At 44.3% G+C, this 16,620-nt stretch carries 22 protein-coding genes; 11 read left to right on the top strand and 11 right to left on the bottom strand.

The annotated features are described in order from the left end of the window. Positions 1-9: 9 nt before the first annotated feature. Entirely contained in the window at positions 10-1,680 is a 1,671-nt protein-coding gene (locus QUB66_RS17005; protein WP_332968918.1) for an ATP-binding protein, read from the bottom strand. A gap of 521 nt (positions 1,681-2,201) precedes the next feature. Between QUB66_RS17005 and QUB66_RS17000 the strand changes: the two genes are divergently transcribed. Further along, positions 2,202-6,710 carry a hypothetical protein gene (locus QUB66_RS17000; protein ID WP_332968917.1) on the top strand — a complete coding sequence of 1,503 codons (4,509 nt, stop codon included), beginning with the start codon at positions 2,202-2,204 and terminating at the stop codon, positions 6,708-6,710. A gap of 78 nt (positions 6,711-6,788) precedes the next feature. Here the strand turns inward: QUB66_RS17000 and QUB66_RS16995 are convergent, their stop codons facing one another. Beyond that, positions 6,789-6,938, bottom strand: coding sequence for a hypothetical protein (locus QUB66_RS16995; protein WP_332968915.1), 150 nt, complete (start codon positions 6,936-6,938; stop codon positions 6,789-6,791). A gap of 106 nt (positions 6,939-7,044) precedes the next feature. Between QUB66_RS16995 and QUB66_RS16990 the strand changes: the two genes are divergently transcribed. The 5 genes from QUB66_RS16990 to QUB66_RS16970 all read left to right on the top strand — a co-directional run bounded on the left by QUB66_RS16990 (position 7,045) and on the right by QUB66_RS16970 (position 8,694). Continuing rightward, positions 7,045-7,518 (top strand): type II toxin-antitoxin system VapC family toxin, encoded by a 474-nt coding sequence (locus QUB66_RS16990; RefSeq protein ID WP_332968913.1) that lies wholly within the window; start codon positions 7,045-7,047, stop codon positions 7,516-7,518. A 3-nt stretch (positions 7,519-7,521) separates the two neighbouring features. Further along, positions 7,522-7,701: a hypothetical protein gene (locus QUB66_RS16985; RefSeq protein WP_332968911.1), complete on the top strand. Its 180-nt coding sequence runs from the start codon at positions 7,522-7,524 to the stop codon at positions 7,699-7,701. A gap of 18 nt (positions 7,702-7,719) precedes the next feature. Further along, positions 7,720-8,076 carry a hypothetical protein gene (locus QUB66_RS16980; protein ID WP_332968909.1) on the top strand — a complete coding sequence of 119 codons (357 nt, stop codon included), beginning with the start codon at positions 7,720-7,722 and terminating at the stop codon, positions 8,074-8,076. Between the two features lie 145 nt (positions 8,077-8,221). After that, the gene (locus QUB66_RS16975; protein WP_332968908.1) at positions 8,222-8,425 is read left to right on the top strand and encodes a hypothetical protein; all 204 of its coding nucleotides are present in this window, start codon (positions 8,222-8,224) and stop codon (positions 8,423-8,425) included. Further along, positions 8,422-8,694: a type II toxin-antitoxin system RelE family toxin gene (locus QUB66_RS16970; protein WP_265239998.1), complete on the top strand. Its 273-nt coding sequence runs from the start codon at positions 8,422-8,424 to the stop codon at positions 8,692-8,694. The genes QUB66_RS16975 and QUB66_RS16970 overlap by 4 nt, the downstream gene beginning before the upstream one ends. 286 nt (positions 8,695-8,980) lie before the next feature. On the opposite strand, the gene QUB66_RS16965 is transcribed toward QUB66_RS16970, so the two are convergent. The 8 genes from QUB66_RS16965 to QUB66_RS16930 all read right to left on the bottom strand — a co-directional run bounded on the left by QUB66_RS16965 (position 8,981) and on the right by QUB66_RS16930 (position 11,475). Further along, on the bottom strand, positions 8,981-9,385 hold the full coding sequence (locus tag QUB66_RS16965; protein ID WP_265239997.1) for a helix-turn-helix domain-containing protein: 405 nt from the start codon (positions 9,383-9,385) through the stop codon (positions 8,981-8,983). Then, positions 9,369-9,668, bottom strand: a complete 300-nt coding sequence (locus QUB66_RS16960) for a type II toxin-antitoxin system HigB family toxin (protein WP_332968905.1) — start codon at positions 9,666-9,668, stop codon at positions 9,369-9,371. Before QUB66_RS16960 ends, QUB66_RS16965 begins: the two co-directional genes overlap by 17 nt. Before the next feature lie 172 nt (positions 9,669-9,840). Continuing rightward, on the bottom strand, positions 9,841-10,038 hold the full coding sequence (locus QUB66_RS16955) for a hypothetical protein (protein WP_332968903.1): 198 nt from the start codon (positions 10,036-10,038) through the stop codon (positions 9,841-9,843). Between the two features lie 14 nt (positions 10,039-10,052). Beyond that, positions 10,053-10,451, bottom strand: coding sequence for a type II toxin-antitoxin system VapC family toxin (locus QUB66_RS16950; protein ID WP_332968902.1), 399 nt, complete (start codon positions 10,449-10,451; stop codon positions 10,053-10,055). Further along, a complete protein-coding gene (locus tag QUB66_RS16945; RefSeq protein WP_265239993.1) occupies positions 10,442-10,642 on the bottom strand; it encodes a hypothetical protein in 201 nt (66 codons plus the stop codon). Before QUB66_RS16945 ends, QUB66_RS16950 begins: the two co-directional genes overlap by 10 nt. Positions 10,643-10,668: 26 nt before the next feature. Next, positions 10,669-10,830: a hypothetical protein gene (locus QUB66_RS16940; protein ID WP_265239992.1), complete on the bottom strand. Its 162-nt coding sequence runs from the start codon at positions 10,828-10,830 to the stop codon at positions 10,669-10,671. Then, positions 10,827-11,162 carry a DUF5615 family PIN-like protein gene (locus QUB66_RS16935; protein ID WP_265239991.1) on the bottom strand — a complete coding sequence of 112 codons (336 nt, stop codon included), beginning with the start codon at positions 11,160-11,162 and terminating at the stop codon, positions 10,827-10,829. Before QUB66_RS16935 ends, QUB66_RS16940 begins: the two co-directional genes overlap by 4 nt. Next, positions 11,155-11,475: a DUF433 domain-containing protein gene (locus QUB66_RS16930; RefSeq protein WP_265239990.1), complete on the bottom strand. Its 321-nt coding sequence runs from the start codon at positions 11,473-11,475 to the stop codon at positions 11,155-11,157. The genes QUB66_RS16935 and QUB66_RS16930 overlap by 8 nt, the downstream gene beginning before the upstream one ends. Positions 11,476-11,545: 70 nt before the next feature. Between QUB66_RS16930 and QUB66_RS16925 the strand changes: the two genes are divergently transcribed. Continuing rightward, positions 11,546-11,800: a hypothetical protein gene (locus QUB66_RS16925; RefSeq protein ID WP_332968900.1), complete on the top strand. Its 255-nt coding sequence runs from the start codon at positions 11,546-11,548 to the stop codon at positions 11,798-11,800. On the opposite strand, the gene QUB66_RS16920 is transcribed toward QUB66_RS16925, so the two are convergent. Continuing rightward, positions 11,797-12,810, bottom strand: coding sequence for an adenosine kinase (locus tag QUB66_RS16920; protein WP_265239987.1), 1,014 nt, complete (start codon positions 12,808-12,810; stop codon positions 11,797-11,799). The genes QUB66_RS16925 and QUB66_RS16920 overlap by 4 nt on opposite strands. A 92-nt stretch (positions 12,811-12,902) precedes the next feature. Between QUB66_RS16920 and QUB66_RS16915 the strand changes: the two genes are divergently transcribed. The 4 genes from QUB66_RS16915 to QUB66_RS16900 all read left to right on the top strand — a co-directional run bounded on the left by QUB66_RS16915 (position 12,903) and on the right by QUB66_RS16900 (position 16,446). Then, positions 12,903-14,468 (top strand): bifunctional aminoglycoside phosphotransferase/ATP-binding protein, encoded by a 1,566-nt coding sequence (locus QUB66_RS16915; protein ID WP_332968899.1) that lies wholly within the window; start codon positions 12,903-12,905, stop codon positions 14,466-14,468. Next, on the top strand, positions 14,456-14,878 hold the full coding sequence (locus tag QUB66_RS16910; RefSeq protein WP_265239985.1) for a hypothetical protein: 423 nt from the start codon (positions 14,456-14,458) through the stop codon (positions 14,876-14,878). Before QUB66_RS16915 ends, QUB66_RS16910 begins: the two co-directional genes overlap by 13 nt. 332 nt (positions 14,879-15,210) lie before the next feature. Continuing rightward, on the top strand, positions 15,211-16,005 hold the full coding sequence (locus tag QUB66_RS16905) for a YdcF family protein (protein ID WP_332970799.1): 795 nt from the start codon (positions 15,211-15,213) through the stop codon (positions 16,003-16,005). Positions 16,006-16,215: 210 nt separating this feature from the next. Then, positions 16,216-16,446, top strand: a complete 231-nt coding sequence (locus QUB66_RS16900) for a hypothetical protein (protein ID WP_265239983.1) — start codon at positions 16,216-16,218, stop codon at positions 16,444-16,446. The last annotated feature ends 174 nt before the right edge of the window (positions 16,447-16,620 follow it).

The raw sequence follows: 16,620 nt of genomic DNA, 5'->3' as shown, positions 1-16,620 counted from the left end.
CATAAAGTTTTATTGTGGGGTGGGCATCTTGCCCGCCCCTGAAAGGCTAATGTTTTTCACTTCCGCTAACAATGGCAACTCTATATTTCCACACACTAATTCTGCACAATTCCACTGTCGCAGATATTCACAAACTCCCGAAATAATCGCATTTGCTGCATCCAAATCCCCAGCTTGACACCCGTGATAATGCGCTCTGATCAACGGCTTAATATCCTCAATATGTTGCCATTCACATTCAGGTTTTAGGGGAATGCTGATAAAATAGCGGTAGGCTTGGCGGTGTGCGGTGCGAAAGTTTTCGGGATTTTGATTCAATATTCGATCGCCCTTTTCGCGCACTAACGGATGCAACTGGTAAGACAATCGCTGACAGTCATAATAGAGCAATTGTCGGCGTTTGAGAGCGAGAATAATATTTTCTTTGAGTTCGTACTTGCTAACTTCCGGCATTTGAGCGGCTATTCCCGCAAAATTCAGCGGATATTCTGCGGTTTGATAGACAGAAATTCGGCTCAAGCAAGTTCGCTCAATGTCACTGAGACGCGCTATCATTTCATCGAGCAGACTCTCAATCGGTCGAGTTAGCAACCAGTCTCTATCTTGCAAGAATTTGCTGACATTGCTTTGATATTCGCTGTCATCGCGAATCAATGAGGCTATTAGTTGCAAAGCTTGGGGATGTCCTTGATAGCGCTGGGCAAGTTCGGTCATCTCTTCTATTGTACCGATTAAGTTAAATGATGTCAATAGGGCAATAGCGCAATTATTTGTGAGTCCATCAATGGTAATTTCGCGGGTAATTGTTGGCGGCAATTCTGCTAAGGTTTCGCGGCTGATAAATATGATTTTACTTTGATGTGCTGTTTCTATTAGTAGTTTGAATAACCAAGCGTATTCAGATTGGGTTTCGGCAAAATATCCGGCTGTTTCGGCTCGCCCAAGTTGCAAGATGGTTTCTAGGCGATCGCACACAATTAAGCATGGTTGATTTTTGAGCAATTTTAGCAGTTTTTCAATCTTTTGGAATGTGTGCACTGGGGCGGCACTTGGTGCATTTTGGATCGGAAAAGTTGTATCTGCGGAGGAAAGTGCAGATAGGAGGGAATCGAGAAACCAATCAAATTGAGGTGCTTGGTTTTTGACGAATTCCAATGATTGCCAAGCGACGGCGACAAAGGGATTATTTTCGGTTTGAAGTTGGCGGATGAGTTGACTGATCAGGGTTGTTTTGCCGATTCCGGGTAAGCCGACAAGGGCGATCGCATTTGGGGGTGGATTTCGGTTGTCTAGGTTGAGTAGCAGGGTTTTTAGGGTGTTGAGGTGGGATGTGCGATCGAGCCAATTCCAGACTGGGGGTATGTTGTCGGGAAGTGCGAATGTGCGATCGGTTTGGGTGTCTGGGGCGATATCTGCGATCGCGGCAGCTAATAGTAATTCTGTTTGCTTGATATCGTTGCGCTCAATAATATCTTCCCAGTTATTGATTCCTACGGCCTTACAAATAGCAATAAATGTTTCGCGTCGAATTGGCTGACGCACCCAAAACCTCTTTAAAGTTGCTTTTGAAGTGATAGCAGCCTGACACCATAGTTCATCAGCTTTATTCCATCCGAGGCTTCGTCTTACCAAATCGATTATTTTTAATCCTTCCTCGGATGCTCTGAGTAAACCTGCCATTCTTACTCCTGTACCATAATTTTGCCCCAATGGAATTATAGATTACATCGGAGAGCCGAAAGATGAGCCAAATGAGCTAAATGAGCCAAATGAGCCGTTTATGTTGAGCCAAATGCTGAGCCATTGAGCCGATACAGATTCAGGATTCAGGAGTATTGTGAAGTGATGAGTCCGGCTTGCGGCTACAGATCGAAAGTAAAACAAGGTACGCAGGCATTGGCTTTGTGGTTATGTTTCACTACTGATGTGTTACTCGACAATCTAAGGGAAGTGCGATCGCGCCTCTGGAGGAGATTAAGGGCGATCGGAGTTACCTGGTTTTAGGGTAAATCTGGCGGGCGATCGGGCGATTCTCTAGGGGATGGCTCCGCTTCACGGCTATTTGAGCAATGTAAAGTTTCATTACAAAAAGCGGGCAATTTGCATAAAAAGCAGATGAACGTCCAGATACATATATAGCAAGGTTTGCAAGGCGGGCTTTGCTGGTTTTCACACAACTATATTTTTGAGGAGATGGGATTATGGTGAATATTACTTTAGGGCAAACGATTGATGAGAGTTTGAGCAGCACTGATCTTGAAAATCCTAAAAAATTAGGTAGCTTCTCGGATGACTATACATTGAGTGAGCTTTCCAATTGGCAGCAAGTTCAGATCAACCTCGACTCGTCGGATTTTGACAGTTACCTACAACTGGTAAATGCTTCAACAGGTGAAGTGATTGACTTTAACGACGACTCAGGTGGTAGTCGGAATTCACAGCTAAGTTTTACGAAGGTTCCCGGCATTGATTATATTCTTCGAGCTACCAGTGCTAATTCTGGTGCAACAGGAAATTACACCATCAATACTAGCTCGCTGGGTACGGGTTCATCTATAGTTGGCACACGGGATGGACAAGTTGGAACAGTTGATCAATTAGGAAGATTTGCACAGATAGCAACAAGTAACCTAGACTTCTCCGACATTGCCTTATCTAATAGCGGTCAGCTTTTCGGCATTACCTTTGGCAATTTATATAAAATCGAACCCAATTTAGGATCTGCTTCACTTGTTGGCAACTTTGGTTTAGGTTCTTTTGTTAACTTGAATGCTTTAGAATTTGCCAACAATACACTTTATGCTGCCGATTTTTCTAAGTTATACACCATTGATATTAGTACCGGTGCAGCAACTTTAGTCGCTAATTTGGGTTCAGACTTTGATAGTAGTGGAGACTTAGTATTTGATGCTACTAATAATCGATTTTTAGCTACATCACTAGACACAACAAGTGATAGCTTATTTTCCGTATCTCTGACAGGTGAAGCAACCAAAATTGGTGATATTGGCTTTACAAATGTTTTTGGTTTGTCATTTGAAAATGGCAATTTTCTCGGTTTCACGGAAGATCGAAAACGAATTACTATCAATTCCACAACAGGAGCAGGTACGCTTGATAGGAATTTAACGGGTGTTACCGGTTCCATTGGTGGAGCATCATCTATTCTATCTGCGACTCCAACTCCAACTCCCCCAACTCCAACTCCCCCAACTCCAACTCCCCCAACTCCAACTCCCCCAACTCCAACTCCCCCAACTCCGACTCCCCCAACTCCAACTCCTCCTCCAACTCCAACTCCCCCAACTCCTCCAACTCCAACTCCCCCAACTCCTCCAACTCCAACTCCCCCAACTCCTCCAACTCCAACTCCCCCAATTCCTCTTCCGGTTCCAATTGTACCTGCAAATCAAATTCCCAAACCCGATTCTAGTAACGAAGTGGATCTAGATCCGCTGAAACTCAAGGTAGTTAACGGTCAATTCGTATTCAACGACAAAACCAAGAGTTACGAGGCATCAGGTACTATCCAAATTGGATTAAAAAATGGCCCTTTCCCGTTGTTAAGTGTTAATGGCTCTATTAGTTACGATAACCAAACTATCAAATCAACAGGAATATTTTCGCCTACTATTGGTGGCTTAACAGTGCCATTGTATCAAGGTGATTTAGAATTTGATGTTGGCAAAGCAGTTTCAAAATTAGTTAAGGAAACTACCCAAGGAGTAGCAAACTCCTTTAAGCTCGCTGGCACAGAAGTTGAGTTCACCAACTTAGCTTTCACACAAAAAGGAATGGAATTAGAAGGGACGCTTCAATTCCCACCAGAACTTTTGGGCGGAACTAAGCTAGACATCAGAGGCAACAATAAAATCCTGATTGGCAACGATGGCGTGAGCCTAACAGGAGGAAAAATTGATTTCCCAGATGCAAAATTTAATATAGAAGACTTACTGGAGGTTAAAGGGACAGGTTTAGCACTTGGATATACTACTCAGCAAAGAGCAGGAATTACCCTTCAAGGTAAAGCCGAGTTGGTTGTATTTGATCCCAGTCCCACTCCTACTCCCACCCCCCCTTTCACTATTACTGCCAACTTTGCCGATCCCAATTACATTAAAATAAACCGTGACTTTAGCCCCATTGTCGATGTCAAGGGATCATTTTCTTTAGACAATATCAAGCTGGTGCCAAAGGTCTGGGAGATTAAAAATGCAAAATTATCTTTGGATACAGAAGCCAAAGAGGTTAAGGGCGAAGGTACTATACTTATCCCAACGGGAATTGAACTTAGTGGTGGTCTTGGTTTTGTTGATAAAAAATTAAACTTTATCAAGATAGGAGGGAGTAACCTCAACAAACCTATTGGCGCTACTGGTGCTTTTCTTCAGAGCATATCGGGGCAGGTGAATGATCTTACCAAACCCGATAAAATTGAGAGCAGTCTTACTAATGTTGGGGTGACTGCTGGGCCTAAATTAACAATATCACTACCTTCTTGGGCCGGCGGAGATGTTTCTGGAACTGCTGTTGAACTTAATGCAAGCGGTAGCATCACTCGCGATCGTCTCAAGACAAACGGTACTATCAAAATTGCAGGTGGATTGGTAGAGGGCAAAGGTGAGGCTGAACTCAATTGGAATAAAAAATTCTTCAATGCTGAGGCTGACTTCTCAATGCTTGGCGGTCTAATCAATACCAAAAGCAAATTTAGTGCCGATAAGAATTTCAACATCATCATGGGTGGTACTGCCAGCGTCAAAGTCCCAGATATATCCATTGAAATCCCCAAAGTAAAAATTCTTGACAAATTTGAGGTAGGCGGTGGCAAAATCAAATTCAAAGGTCAGCCACTTGCACAAGCAGAATTTGCCCTCAACTACTCCAATGACAACAATCTATCGAACGACTTTGTTCAGGCTTATGGTAAGTTACCACCTATGGAATTTTTCAATCCTTTAAACTTTAAGGAGCCTATCAAAATAGAATATGAAGCGACGATCAAAGTTTCTTTTGATGGTAAAGCCGAGGCCAGTGTAGGTAAACCAGTGCCAAGAGCAAATAGCTCGATCGTTACCTCTAGTCAAATCGAAAGAGTTGCTTCTGGCAATCAGCTTGAAGCTAGTGCAGATAAAACAGCTTCCGCCATACAAGGCTTCACTGTTGCCCCAGGCACACCGTGGATAATTCTCAACGCCAACTGGGATAATGCCACTGCTAATACTCCAGTTGAAATTAAAGCACCCACTGGCGCTATTTTCAAAGAGTCTGATTTTGCAGCCAATAATATTGCAATTGTTGATGCCCTCACTACTGCAACTACCAAGGCAGTTATGATCGCCAATCCACAACCAGGTAATTGGGATATCAACTTAACGAATTCAACTGCTTTAGGTAATGTAGAGTACAGTGCTTTTCAGGATTCTCAGGCTTCTACGGTTCAGTTGACATCTCTATCTAAAGATGTCAGCGGGCAAAATGTCACCATCAACTACAACGCTTTTGACTCTGACTCCACTGCCAAAGTCAGCTTATTCTACGACACTGATAACCAAGGTTTCGATGGCATTCTAATCAAAGATGGACTTGAGGAAAAAGACGGTGCAGGTAACTTCGTCTGGAACACTCAAGGCTTACCCACTGGCGATTACTACGTCTATGCAATGGCGATGGATGAAAACAACGCACCTGTTTTCAGCTACTCTCAGACACCGATTCAAGTAACAGAATCAGCAGATTTATCAGTCACTAAAACAGCCGATAGCGATACAGCAACACCGGGAACAAACGTCAACTACACCGTTGCCGTCACGAACAACGGCACTGATAGCGCTAAAGGTGCAATCCTCACCGAAACCTTGCCAGAGGGTGCGAAATTTGTTTCCGCTAATGTAACCCCCACCAAGCAGTCAGGAAATGAACTAACTTTTGATCTCGGCGATTTACCGAAAGGTCAAATTTCAACAGTTAACATTACCGTTACCGCACCGACAACTGGAGACATCACCAGCACCTCTAGCATAACCAGTAAAACATACGACCCCGACATCTCCAATGATTTCGATTTGGCCAGCACTACAGTCACAAATGACGGTACTGCCACAGGAACAGACAATATTCCACCAACACCAACACCAACACCAACTCGTCCCCCACTGCGTCAAGTTTTAGGAACTCCTGAAAACGACAATTTAGTTGGCATTGATGCAGCAGATAGCATCGTTGGTTTCGCTGGCGATGACACCCTTGCCGGACTTGGCGGAGATGACATCATCTACGGCAATAAAGGCAATGACATCCTCACTGGCGACAGCGGAAATGACAATATCTTTGGAGGTCAGGGTAATGATAGTATCTTAGGCGGTGCAGACAACGATCGCCTCAAAGGTAACGAAGGTGACGACACTCTCAACGGCGGTTTAGGTCGAGACATCTTAATCGGCGGCCCCGGCAGCGATACCTTTGTACTACCAAAAGATGCCGCTGTAACTGGCGAATTCCTGCCAGATGCTATCTTAGACTTCCAATTAGGCGCAGATCAAATGGGACTGACAGAAGGACTAACAGAAGCTAACCTAATCCTGAACTTCGATCAAGGCAATACCATCATCAAGATTGCCGGATCGAATCAAACTTTAGGTCTTGTTGTTGGCGTATCGCCCACTCAGTTAAGCGGTAGTTTTGTCCCCATCAATTTGACAGTGATTTAGGATAATCAGATAAGTGCGATCGCCCTTACGTCAAAAAGGGCGATCGCCCTTTCCCCCATCCGCGTCCATCAACCTGCATCAGCGGTTCAAAAGTGCGATCGACCGGTGCGTCAAAAAGAGCGATCGACCTTTCCCCCATCCGCGTCCATCCGCGTGTATCTGCGGTTCAAAAGCGCGATCGACCGGTGCGTCAAAAAGAGCGATCGCATCTTCTATAAATACCAACAAGCGCGATACTTCAAAAAGAATATTACACCATGTAACAATGATATTTATCCCTAAGCTAGACAAGCAATGGTATTGTTAACAAAGAATTTGTTACAATCTATTATGTATGAGTGAAACTGTCTACATCGAAACCAGTATCTTGGGCTACCTCACCGCCAGAACCACCAAAAACCTGATTATAGCTGCAAACATTGAGGTAACACGAGATTGGTGGGAATTTCGGCGAAGCAACTTCAGACTCTATATCTCACAAGTTGTTTTGGACGAAATAGTACAAGGGGACTCAGAGATTGCGACTCAACGTTTGGAGATAATTCGCGACTTTCCATTGCTGGAACTCAATCAAGCTGTACGAGACTTAGCAGGACAATTTCTCACACGAAGCAATCTTCCTCCCAAAGCTGCTAATGATGCAGTTCATATTGCAACCGCTACCGTTTACGGTTTAGATTACCTGCTAACATGGAACTGCAAGCATATCGCTAACGCTCAAATTCAGAGAAAACTTGCAGAAATTAGTCTTGATTTCGGATACCAATTACCGATATTGTGTACGCCTTACGAACTACTAGGAGGTTAATTTATGTGGCAAGATGAGATCCTGGAGGAAATTCACCGAATTCGTGAAGAACACGCTAAGTCATTTAACTACGACTTGGATGCTATGTTTGCAGATTGGCAGAAAAAGCAGGCTAAAAGTGGCAGGGAAATAATCTCAAAATCACTCAAGCCTCGCACTCAGCCCACCTCCATCTGTGGTTAATAAAAGAGCGATCGACCGGTGCGTCAAAAAGAGATCTCGCCCTTACCCCCATCCGCGTCCATCAACGTGCATCAGCGGTTCAAAAGAGCGATCGACCTTACCCCCATCCGCGTCCATCAACGTGCATCAGCGGTTCAAAAGTGCGATCGACCGATGCGTCAAAAAGGGCGATCGCCCGTTCCCCCATCCGCGTCCATCAACGTGCATCTGCGGTTCAAAAGTGCGATCGACCTTCCCCCCATCCGCGTCCATCAACCTGCATCTGCGGTTCAAAAGAGCGATCGCCCTTACGTCAAAAAGAGATCTCGCCCTTTCCCCCATCCGCGTCCATCAGCGTGTATCTGCGGTTCAAAAGAGCGATCGGTCTTACCATAGAATTATCAGAGCTTTCGCAGGTACAGTTTAATCAGGAGCCTCCAAATCATTGAAAAATGCTGACACCAGTGGCGGATTGTCCATCCCGATTTAGGAGTGCGCTGTTAAAATAGAAACATCATTCCCTCCCAACTCATCAAAATCTATGAAAATAGAAGACTATCCACTTGCCAAAGAATTAATATTCGATACCGAAGGCAACATCAGTCAAGTCATTCTCAACTATACCGACTATCAGTATCTCCTAGAGGCGATCGAAGATAGAGGACTTCTCCAGGCTATGCGCCAAGTAAAAGATGAAAAGCCGTTAACTTTACAAGAAGCACTTGCCGAACTTGATAAAGAATGAAAGTTGAATATTTGCCCAGTTTTTTAAAGGATTTAAAAGCTCTTAAAAGTGCGCCTGTCTTTGAGCAAGTCAAAGCGATCGTTTTTGAGGAAATTCCCAATCTTACTAATTTACAGACAATTATTAACTTAAAAAAATTAAAAGGCGATGACAAGGCCTATCGGCTTCGGGTTGGCGACTATCGAATAGGTTTTTATTTTGATGGCGAGACTATTACTTTTGTAAGGGTTCTCCACCGGAAAGATATTTATCGCTACTTTCCGCCATAAATCTGTTTTCCAGATACCTTTAATTAGCTTAAGCGCGAGATCCCTTCCCCCCCCCTCCGCGTCCATCAACGTGCATCTGCGGTTCAAAAGTGCGACCGGTGCGTCAAAAAGGGCGATCGACCTTTCCCCATCCGCGTCCATCAACGTGCATCTGCGGTTCAAAAGTGCGACCGGTGCGTCAAAAAGAGATCTCGCCCTTTCCCCCATCCGCGTCCATCAACGTGTATCTGCGGTTCAAAAGAGCGATCGGTCTTAATCTATCCTTCTATCTGCCCTAAAAAAGCCATTAATTAGCAAACAAACTCGGCTCTACATAAAAAAAACTACCCAGAATCACAGCCTGCTCTTTGCTGATATCTCGCTCACCATTAACCAAGCCATACACTCCTTCTTCAGAGCCAATAATTCCCATCAAATCCGCAGGTTTTAGCGATCGCTGTTCCATCAAAAATAGCAACAATGAATTAGGGGTAGCCGTAACTCCCGGTGCATAATATTCTTGCTCAAATTTTTCAATCAATGCAATCAACAATTCATACAACTCATCTTCTTCAGGAGTGCGATCGCGACGGTGCATTAACTCTTCCACAATAGCCAAAGCCTTTTCATTCTCAGCTTCTGTTCTAATGATTTTCGGCTGATACTGAGACAATAACTCTGTGTATTTATCTGGATTAAAAATAAGGGTCATTTTTCCATTTCTCCTTATCATACTCAGCATGAGTAAGAATGTATTTGATATAAATCAATCGGCTTTCATAATCGATACTAACTATTAATCTATAATTGTTGCCTTTGATGTTGAAAACGGTAAAACCTCCAACTGCTTCTGCTTTAGGAAAAACAGATTGCACCTCAACTAAATTTGACCATTTGGCTTTCGTAGCAATTTTAAACCAGTTATCTAATACTTCCCGACAATCAGCATGACTTTCGCTATATTCACGCACTCGCCGATAGCTGATTATGTGCATCTGCTATATTTGGCAATTTTAACTAAATTCTATCTTAGCTAAACTAATTTATTTTGTCAATAGTGGATGTACCGAGCGCTATAGAAGCTCTTCAAGAACTCAAACAGATTATCAGTCAGTATATTTTGCAAAAATGACAAAAATTAACGATTAAACAACCTAGATTTAGGTTTTATTGTCCAACTGCTACCTGAGTACGCGCTGTAGCTATCCCGATCGTGAATCGCCCTTTCCCCCATCCCCGTCCATCAACGTGCATCTGCGGTTCAAAAGAGCGATCGACCTTAATCCCAAAAGAGCGATCGCCCTTTCCCCCATCCCCGTCCATCCGCGTGTCTCTGCGGTTCAAAAGTGCGATCGACCTTACCATGCTGATGCTCTTGATTAGGCAGTAGGGATAACCTGAATCAGCCCCGTATGAAAGGCTGTGTCGTAAGTAATAACAGGCAAATTTTCGAGTTCAGCTTGTGCCATAATCATTCTATCAAAAGGGTCGCGGTGGGCAATGGGCAGGCTGCCAGCGCGGAGGGCATGGGCTGAAGTTATAGCTAATTCTATAAATTGCGATCGGTTGAGGATTTGCGAATATTCCTCGACAATCTGTTTGGCTTCGGGAAGTTTACCGATGCGATATTTGGTGGCTATTTCCCAGGCTGAAACAGTGCTAACAATGATATTAAAATCGGGGTTGCGAATGATGTCCCGGCATTTGGCATTGAGTTTGGGATCGTCAAAGAGCCACCACAGCAGGATATGGGTGTCGATTAGGTAGCTTATTCCCATTGTTCTAGTTCATCTTCTGCTAGGGATTCAAAAAAAGCATCACCGAGTTGTCCCGTCAGTAAACCAGGGGTGCGAGGCTGTGGCTTTTCTCGTCCTAATCCGAGGCGAAAATAGTGAATCAGATCGTAGATTTCTGCGAGTTTATCTTCCGGGATGTCTTGTAATTCTTGAACGATTTTCTGAATTAGCATAAATCAAACTGTCCGATAGTTGCTGATTAATCGATCGCACTACAAGAGTTGCGGCTTAGTCTATTATGGCTCATCCTACAGAGGCACAAGACGGCGACGGGCCCAAAGTGCGATCGACCTTTCCCCCATCCGCCTCCATCAGCGTGCATCTGCGGTTCAAAAGAGCGATCGCCCTTACCATTTCTCACAAAAACTCAACACGCCCAACCATTTCGTCAGGCTTGTACACTTCATAAATCAAAACTAGACCTTCAATGATTTGTCCGATCGAACGAGTCCCCTGCTTACAATAAGCAATACCTGGATGCTCGCTGCTAAGACTAGCGATCGTTAAAAAATCATCATCGTGAGTCATAATTACCCGCTTTTGTTCACAGATAAATGCTAACTGCAATTCGTCACTCTGAGCAAGCAATCGGGCCTCAATAGTTGTTGTAACATCAATTAATCGTCGGCGTAACTCTCGCGCCACCGCCGATTTAACATTTTCATCCAAATGAAAGCGAATGCGTTCACTCACATCTAATTGCCCTCAACTTTTCCTCCAAAGGAGAGGGTGAAATGTTACGCTTCAACTCTTCTACAAAAGCATCTCCGATCGCAGTACGGCGGTCAATTTCTTCTCGATGATCGTAATAGTAAGCCATTGCTGCATGAACCGAAGCTGGCGATAAATTATAATCTCTAGCAATGTCTTCTATGGATTCTCCCATCTTCAGATACATCTGTGCAATTTGTGCTACTGCGATTCGATGACCAGCAATGCGCGGCTTACCGCCAAGCACTCCAGGCGTAATTTCAATATGTTCTGTAATGACTGATTGCTTAGACATAAAGCATTAAAAACTGTTAATTGGTAATGTCGATCGCCTTTTAAGATTAGCACAAACAGACTCAGAGAGATTGCTATTACCATCAAAAGTACAGCTTTCCCCCATCCGCGTCCATCCGCGTGTATCTGCGGTTCAAAAGGGCGATCGCCCGTTCCCCCATCCGCGTCCATCAACGTGCATCTGCGGTTCAAAAGGGCGATCGCCCGGTACGTCAAAAAGAAATCTCCCCCTTCCCCCCATCCGCGTCCATCAACGTGCATCTGCGGTTCAAAAGTGCGATCGCCCGGTGCGTCAAAAAGAGCGATCGCCCATTTTCAATTACTAACCAGAAATCACCTGATTCAGTAAATGAGCCTGAGAACCTTCAAGACGGGGACCATGAATCTGCACCACCATAGAAGCCAAATAATTGCCCCAACGAGCCGCTTTTGTAGCACTCAAACCATTAGTAAGCCCAAACAAAACACCGCCGGCAAAAGCATCACCAGCACCCACAGTATCGATCGCCTTTACGGGAAATCCAGCCACATCCACAATCTGTTTATTCTCCACCACCATGCAGCCCTTATCCCCATTCGTGATAAAAGCCAAATCGGAAATTTCGCTCATTTTCCGAGCACACTCTTCCAGAGATTCCTCCTTGAAAAAACTGCGAACTTCATCAGCATTGCAAAAAATCACATCGCAATATTCCGAAACCACCTTGTGAAAATCATCCGCAAATCGATCGACCAAAAAGCCATCCGAAAAAGTAAAAGCCACCTTCACACCCAGATGCTTAGACTGTTCCATCGTCTCAATACTAGCCTTTCTCGGTTCTGGAGCATCCCAAAGATAGCCCTCAACATAACTATACTTGCAGTGAGACAGGCGATCGACATCAATATCAGTCGCCGCCAGAGTAGTAGAAACCCCCAAATTAGTACACAGAGTGCGTTCCGCATCCGGCGTAGTCAGCACGACACAAGTACCAGTCGGCCCGTTCGACTCAGCAGGATGCACATTAAAATCAATCCCCGCCTCCAGCAAATCTTTGCGGTAAAATTCGCCGTTAGTATCCTTAGCAACCTTCCCAGAATAATAGCCTTTACCGCCACTCTGAGCCAAACCAATCATCGTATTAGCCGCAGAACCCCCCGATCGCATTTGCAGCGAAGTGTGTTCCAAATCGTGCAAAATGCCCCCCTGGGTTTCCGAATCCATCAGCGTCATCCCGCCACGATTCAGCCCGTGCTTGACCACAAAATCATCTTCGACTAATGCTAAGATGTCTACCAGGGCATTGCCCACGCCAAACACATCCACAGAACCGGATTCTTGATTGTTTTCTGTCATCACTAATTTTTGGTTTACGCTAACTATCAACTCTATAATAAATCGGCTTCAATGCAACATCTAAAATCTAAAATCCAAAATCCAAAATCAATATGATTGATACTTGTCTCCCAGATCTGATTCAGCAAATGTTACAGCCTGGGTTCTACCCCCACAGCGTCACAGAACCAGTGCAGCTAATTCAGACTCACATTTCCTTTGTCCTGCTGACAGGAGATTATACTTACAAAATCAAGAAACCAGTCGATTTTGGCTTTTTAGATTATTCAACGCTGGAAAAACGGCAGCATTTCTGCACCCAAGAATTGCTGATGAACCGACGCACAGCACCGGAAATTTATCTAGAAGTTTTGCCAATTATTCAAAGCGACGATAAGTTTCACTTTGGCAGTAATTCACCTGAGATAACTCCAGCAGAAGTTGTTGTAGAGTACGCGCTGAAAATGCGGGAATTCCCTCAAGATTCGCTGTTGCTCAGTTTGTTGGAACGCGGACAGTTGACGGAGCAACTGATGGCAGACTTAGGGCGGGAAGTTGCCAAGTTTCACAGCACGGCAATTAGTGATAGCTACATTCGCACATTTGGCGAAGTCAGTCAGATTCGCACAGCAATAGATAACAATTACCTGATTTCCCAAAAATATATCGGCGGGCCGCAGACTCAGACACAATATCAGGAAACTAAAGATTATACTGATGCGTTTTTTGCCGAAAATCAAGAGTTGTTTAAGCAGCGAATAGCTAATAATAAAATTCGCGAATGTCACGGAGATTTACACTTGCGGAATATAGCATTGTGGCAAAATAAAATATTGCTGTTCGACTGCATTGAATTTAACGAGCCTTTTCGCTTTGTTGATGTTATGTACGATATTGCTTTTACAGTCATGGATTTGGAATCGCGGGGGCGCAGAGATTTAGGCAATGTTTTTCTCAATACTTACATCGAACAAACTGGCGATTGGGAAGGACTGCAAGTTCTGCCGCTGTATTTGAGCCGTCAAGCTTATGTTAGAGCAAAAGTAACTTCGTTAATGTTGGACGATGCCTCGGTTTCAACTGATGAAAAAGCACAGATTTTACAGACAGCCGCTCATTACTATAAATTAGCTTGGGAATACACAAAACCGCGCCGGGGAAAGTTAACTTTGATGTCTGGTTTATCTGGTTCTGGGAAGAGTACGGTGGCTCGATATTTGGCAGCCCGCACAGGTGCAATTCAGATTCGATCCGATGCTGTTCGCAAACATTTAGGCGGAATTCCTTTAAATGAACGCGGCGGACAAGATTTGTATTCGGATGAAATGACGGCGCAGACTTATGGTAGATTGTTAGAGTTGGGTATGGTTCTGGCTGACCGAGGTTGGGATGTGATTTTAGATGCTAAGTTCGATCGCCAAAACTTGAGAACCGATGCGATAAATCTGGCTCAATCCCACGGCTTGTCCTGGCAAATCGTTTACTGCACCGCACCAATTGCTGTATTGCGAGAACGGCTGCAACAGCGCCGGGGCGATATTGCCGACGCGACAGCAGAACTATTGATCTCGCAGCAAGCAGAAGCAGAACCTTTTACAGAATTTGAGAAAATTTCTGTAAACATTATAGATACCGCGCAAGACTTAGAGGTACAATTAAACTTGATTTGTGGGGAGTAGTTGCACTGCGATCGCCCTTGCCAAATTCATTGTCTGCTAATATTGTCAATATCTTTCTGTATTATTACAAAAACAACTTGCAGCTCATGGCAAAATTTAACGGAGACTCCAAGGGGTTTAACCCCGCGATAATCTGGTTTGTGCTGTTTACCGTTGGGTTTCGCTTAGTAGGATGTAGTCTGCCCATAAGTCTAGGCCTTGGTGTCCTCGGCGGCGTGGCAGTAGGTTTAACTGTCGCTTGGTGGCACAACGAACTACTACTCAACCCGAATACAGGTTCTCAGGATAAAAAATCTGATGCTATCCTCAACAAAGAAGTAGTGGAAGTAGACGGGCATAAATACAAAACCTCCCGGCGTGAAGCTACTTCATTCTTGGACTGGCTGTCAGAACCCGAAGATCGCCGATAGCACCAAAAAAAGTTTTTAATATTGAGTTTTGCTCTGGCAGTTAAAGAGTTCAAAATTCACAACTCAATAATAAAAAATAAAACCTGCGTTAACAGTTAACAGTTGACAGTTGACAGTTGACAGTTGACAGTTGACAGTTGACAGTTGACAGTTGACAGTTGACAGTTGACAGTTGACAGTTGACAGCGAAGTTTTGAGGCTGGGGATTTAAGCCCCCGACTAAAAACAATCCACCTAAAGGTGGGGGCTTAAATCCCCTGTGCTTTGGTCAACCAAATTACTACTTACCGATTACCCATTCCCGCTAACGAGCAATTTGAATTACTTGCTGAATGTTTCTATTTTTGTCTAAACTTCTGCCGCTATTGATTTATCCTTTGGGGTTGAGTTGCCTGTTAATGATAGCAGCTTTAATCACACTTTGGAAGCGTCCAAAATGGGCGGTGGCGCCAATGGCTGGGGCTCTAATTATTTTACTACTCGGAAGTAGCGGTTGGGTGTCAAAATCCTTAGTTCGATCGCTCGAATGGCAAAATTTACCAACCGCCGAACTCCCCCAAGCTGAAGCGATTATCGTCTTGGGTGGCGGTGTCAAAGCAGCCCTAGCACCCCGTCCTTGGGTAGAATTGGGTGAAGCGGGCGATCGAATAATATACGCTTCCCGACTGTACCGTCAAGGCAAAGCTCCCCTGTTAGTCCTCAGTGGTGGCAGAGTAGACTGGAAAGGTGGGGGCTCTCCCGAATCGGCAGATATGGCAGAAATTGCCCAAACAATGGGCGTACCGGCATCAGCAATTCTGCAAGATCCCGATTCCCACAACACCTATCAAAATGCCGTCAACGTGCGGCAAATCTTAGATACTAAAGGCATCAAAAAGCCCGTTTTGCTAGTGACATCGGCGATGCACATGACTCGATCCCTCTTGATTTTTCAGCGTCAGGGAATAAAAGTAATTGCAGCGCCAACCGACTTTCAGATAACGCAGCAGGATATCGCCACATCTCAAAGCAACGGGCTAGCATTCGCGCTGGACTTATTGCCTGATACCTATTATCTACATCAGTCAACTAAAGCCTTAAAAGAATACATCGGCTTAATCGTCTATCGGCTGCGCGGATGGCTTTAGCAGATTTTAGATTTGGGATTTGGGATTTGAGATTGAATATCTTAAGCTAAGAAGGAAGTTCGGCAGCGGATTGTGTAGCGGGTGTAACGGATGCAAGAATTCCCACTGAAAACTGTCAACTGACAACTGTCAACTATCCACTGTCAACTGACAACTGTGTTAGCTTAAAGTCATTACACCAATATTTGCCACAGTCGCCCCCAAACAGTTATGTTGCCCCACGAGCTACAAAACATTGTCCCAGAACCGACTCCAACGGCCGAAATTTTTCAGAGACACCAAGTTGTCCGCGAGTTTTACGACGAAGTTAAGTACCGTCAAGAATTTGAGCTTTATTGCCAATGGTATTATGCTACAGCCAAGCAGCACCAGCAGGAATTGCAGAAAATGCAGGGAGATTTGAATATCTTCGCTTGGTTCCGTCGCAGACAGAAAAGTTAAGAATTAAAAGCATTTCCCTTCTTCCATCCACCCGTTACCAGAAAAAATTGGTTTAAAGCCTGTCTCTAAAAAGGAGAATTTAAAAGAAGACGATTCATTAAGTAGCTCAACAAAATTAATTACACAAAACAACTAATATGATATAATAAAACTATTGAGCTGTATTCAAAGAGA

Source organism: Microcoleus sp. A2-C3, from assembly GCF_036706065.1.
Lineage (GTDB): Bacteria > Cyanobacteriota > Cyanobacteriia > Cyanobacteriales > Microcoleaceae > Microcoleus.
Note: the sequence above shows the minus strand (reverse complement) of the source record. Positions and strands in the feature narration are given on the sequence as shown.

Excerpts from the sequence above, each read along its gene's own strand:
- QUB66_RS16985 (WP_332968911.1), top strand. The coding sequence starts at position 7,522 with ATGTGGCAAGATGAGATCCTGGAGGAAATTCACCGAATTCGTGAAGAA.
- QUB66_RS16965 (WP_265239997.1), bottom strand. The coding sequence starts at position 9,385 with ATGACCCTTATTTTTAATCCAGATAAATACACAGAGTTATTGTCTCAG.
- QUB66_RS17005 (WP_332968918.1), bottom strand. The coding sequence starts at position 1,680 with ATGGCAGGTTTACTCAGAGCATCCGAGGAAGGATTAAAAATAATCGAT.
- QUB66_RS17000 (WP_332968917.1), top strand. The coding sequence starts at position 2,202 with ATGGTGAATATTACTTTAGGGCAAACGATTGATGAGAGTTTGAGCAGC.
- QUB66_RS16920 (WP_265239987.1), bottom strand. The coding sequence starts at position 12,810 with ATGACAGAAAACAATCAAGAATCCGGTTCTGTGGATGTGTTTGGCGTG.
- QUB66_RS16905 (WP_332970799.1), top strand. The coding sequence starts at position 15,211 with ATGTTTCTATTTTTGTCTAAACTTCTGCCGCTATTGATTTATCCTTTG.
- QUB66_RS16990 (WP_332968913.1), top strand. The coding sequence starts at position 7,045 with ATGAGTGAAACTGTCTACATCGAAACCAGTATCTTGGGCTACCTCACC.
- QUB66_RS16970 (WP_265239998.1), top strand. The coding sequence starts at position 8,422 with ATGAAAGTTGAATATTTGCCCAGTTTTTTAAAGGATTTAAAAGCTCTT.
- QUB66_RS16930 (WP_265239990.1), bottom strand. The coding sequence starts at position 11,475 with ATGTCTAAGCAATCAGTCATTACAGAACATATTGAAATTACGCCTGGA.
- QUB66_RS16975 (WP_332968908.1), top strand. The coding sequence starts at position 8,222 with ATGAAAATAGAAGACTATCCACTTGCCAAAGAATTAATATTCGATACC.
- QUB66_RS16900 (WP_265239983.1), top strand. The coding sequence starts at position 16,216 with ATGTTGCCCCACGAGCTACAAAACATTGTCCCAGAACCGACTCCAACG.
- QUB66_RS16945 (WP_265239993.1), bottom strand. The coding sequence starts at position 10,642 with ATGCTAATTCAGAAAATCGTTCAAGAATTACAAGACATCCCGGAAGAT.
- QUB66_RS16950 (WP_332968902.1), bottom strand. The coding sequence starts at position 10,451 with ATGGGAATAAGCTACCTAATCGACACCCATATCCTGCTGTGGTGGCTC.
- QUB66_RS16960 (WP_332968905.1), bottom strand. The coding sequence starts at position 9,668 with ATGCACATAATCAGCTATCGGCGAGTGCGTGAATATAGCGAAAGTCAT.
- QUB66_RS16915 (WP_332968899.1), top strand. The coding sequence starts at position 12,903 with ATGATTGATACTTGTCTCCCAGATCTGATTCAGCAAATGTTACAGCCT.
- QUB66_RS16955 (WP_332968903.1), bottom strand. The coding sequence starts at position 10,038 with ATGGTAAGGTCGATCGCACTTTTGAACCGCAGAGACACGCGGATGGAC.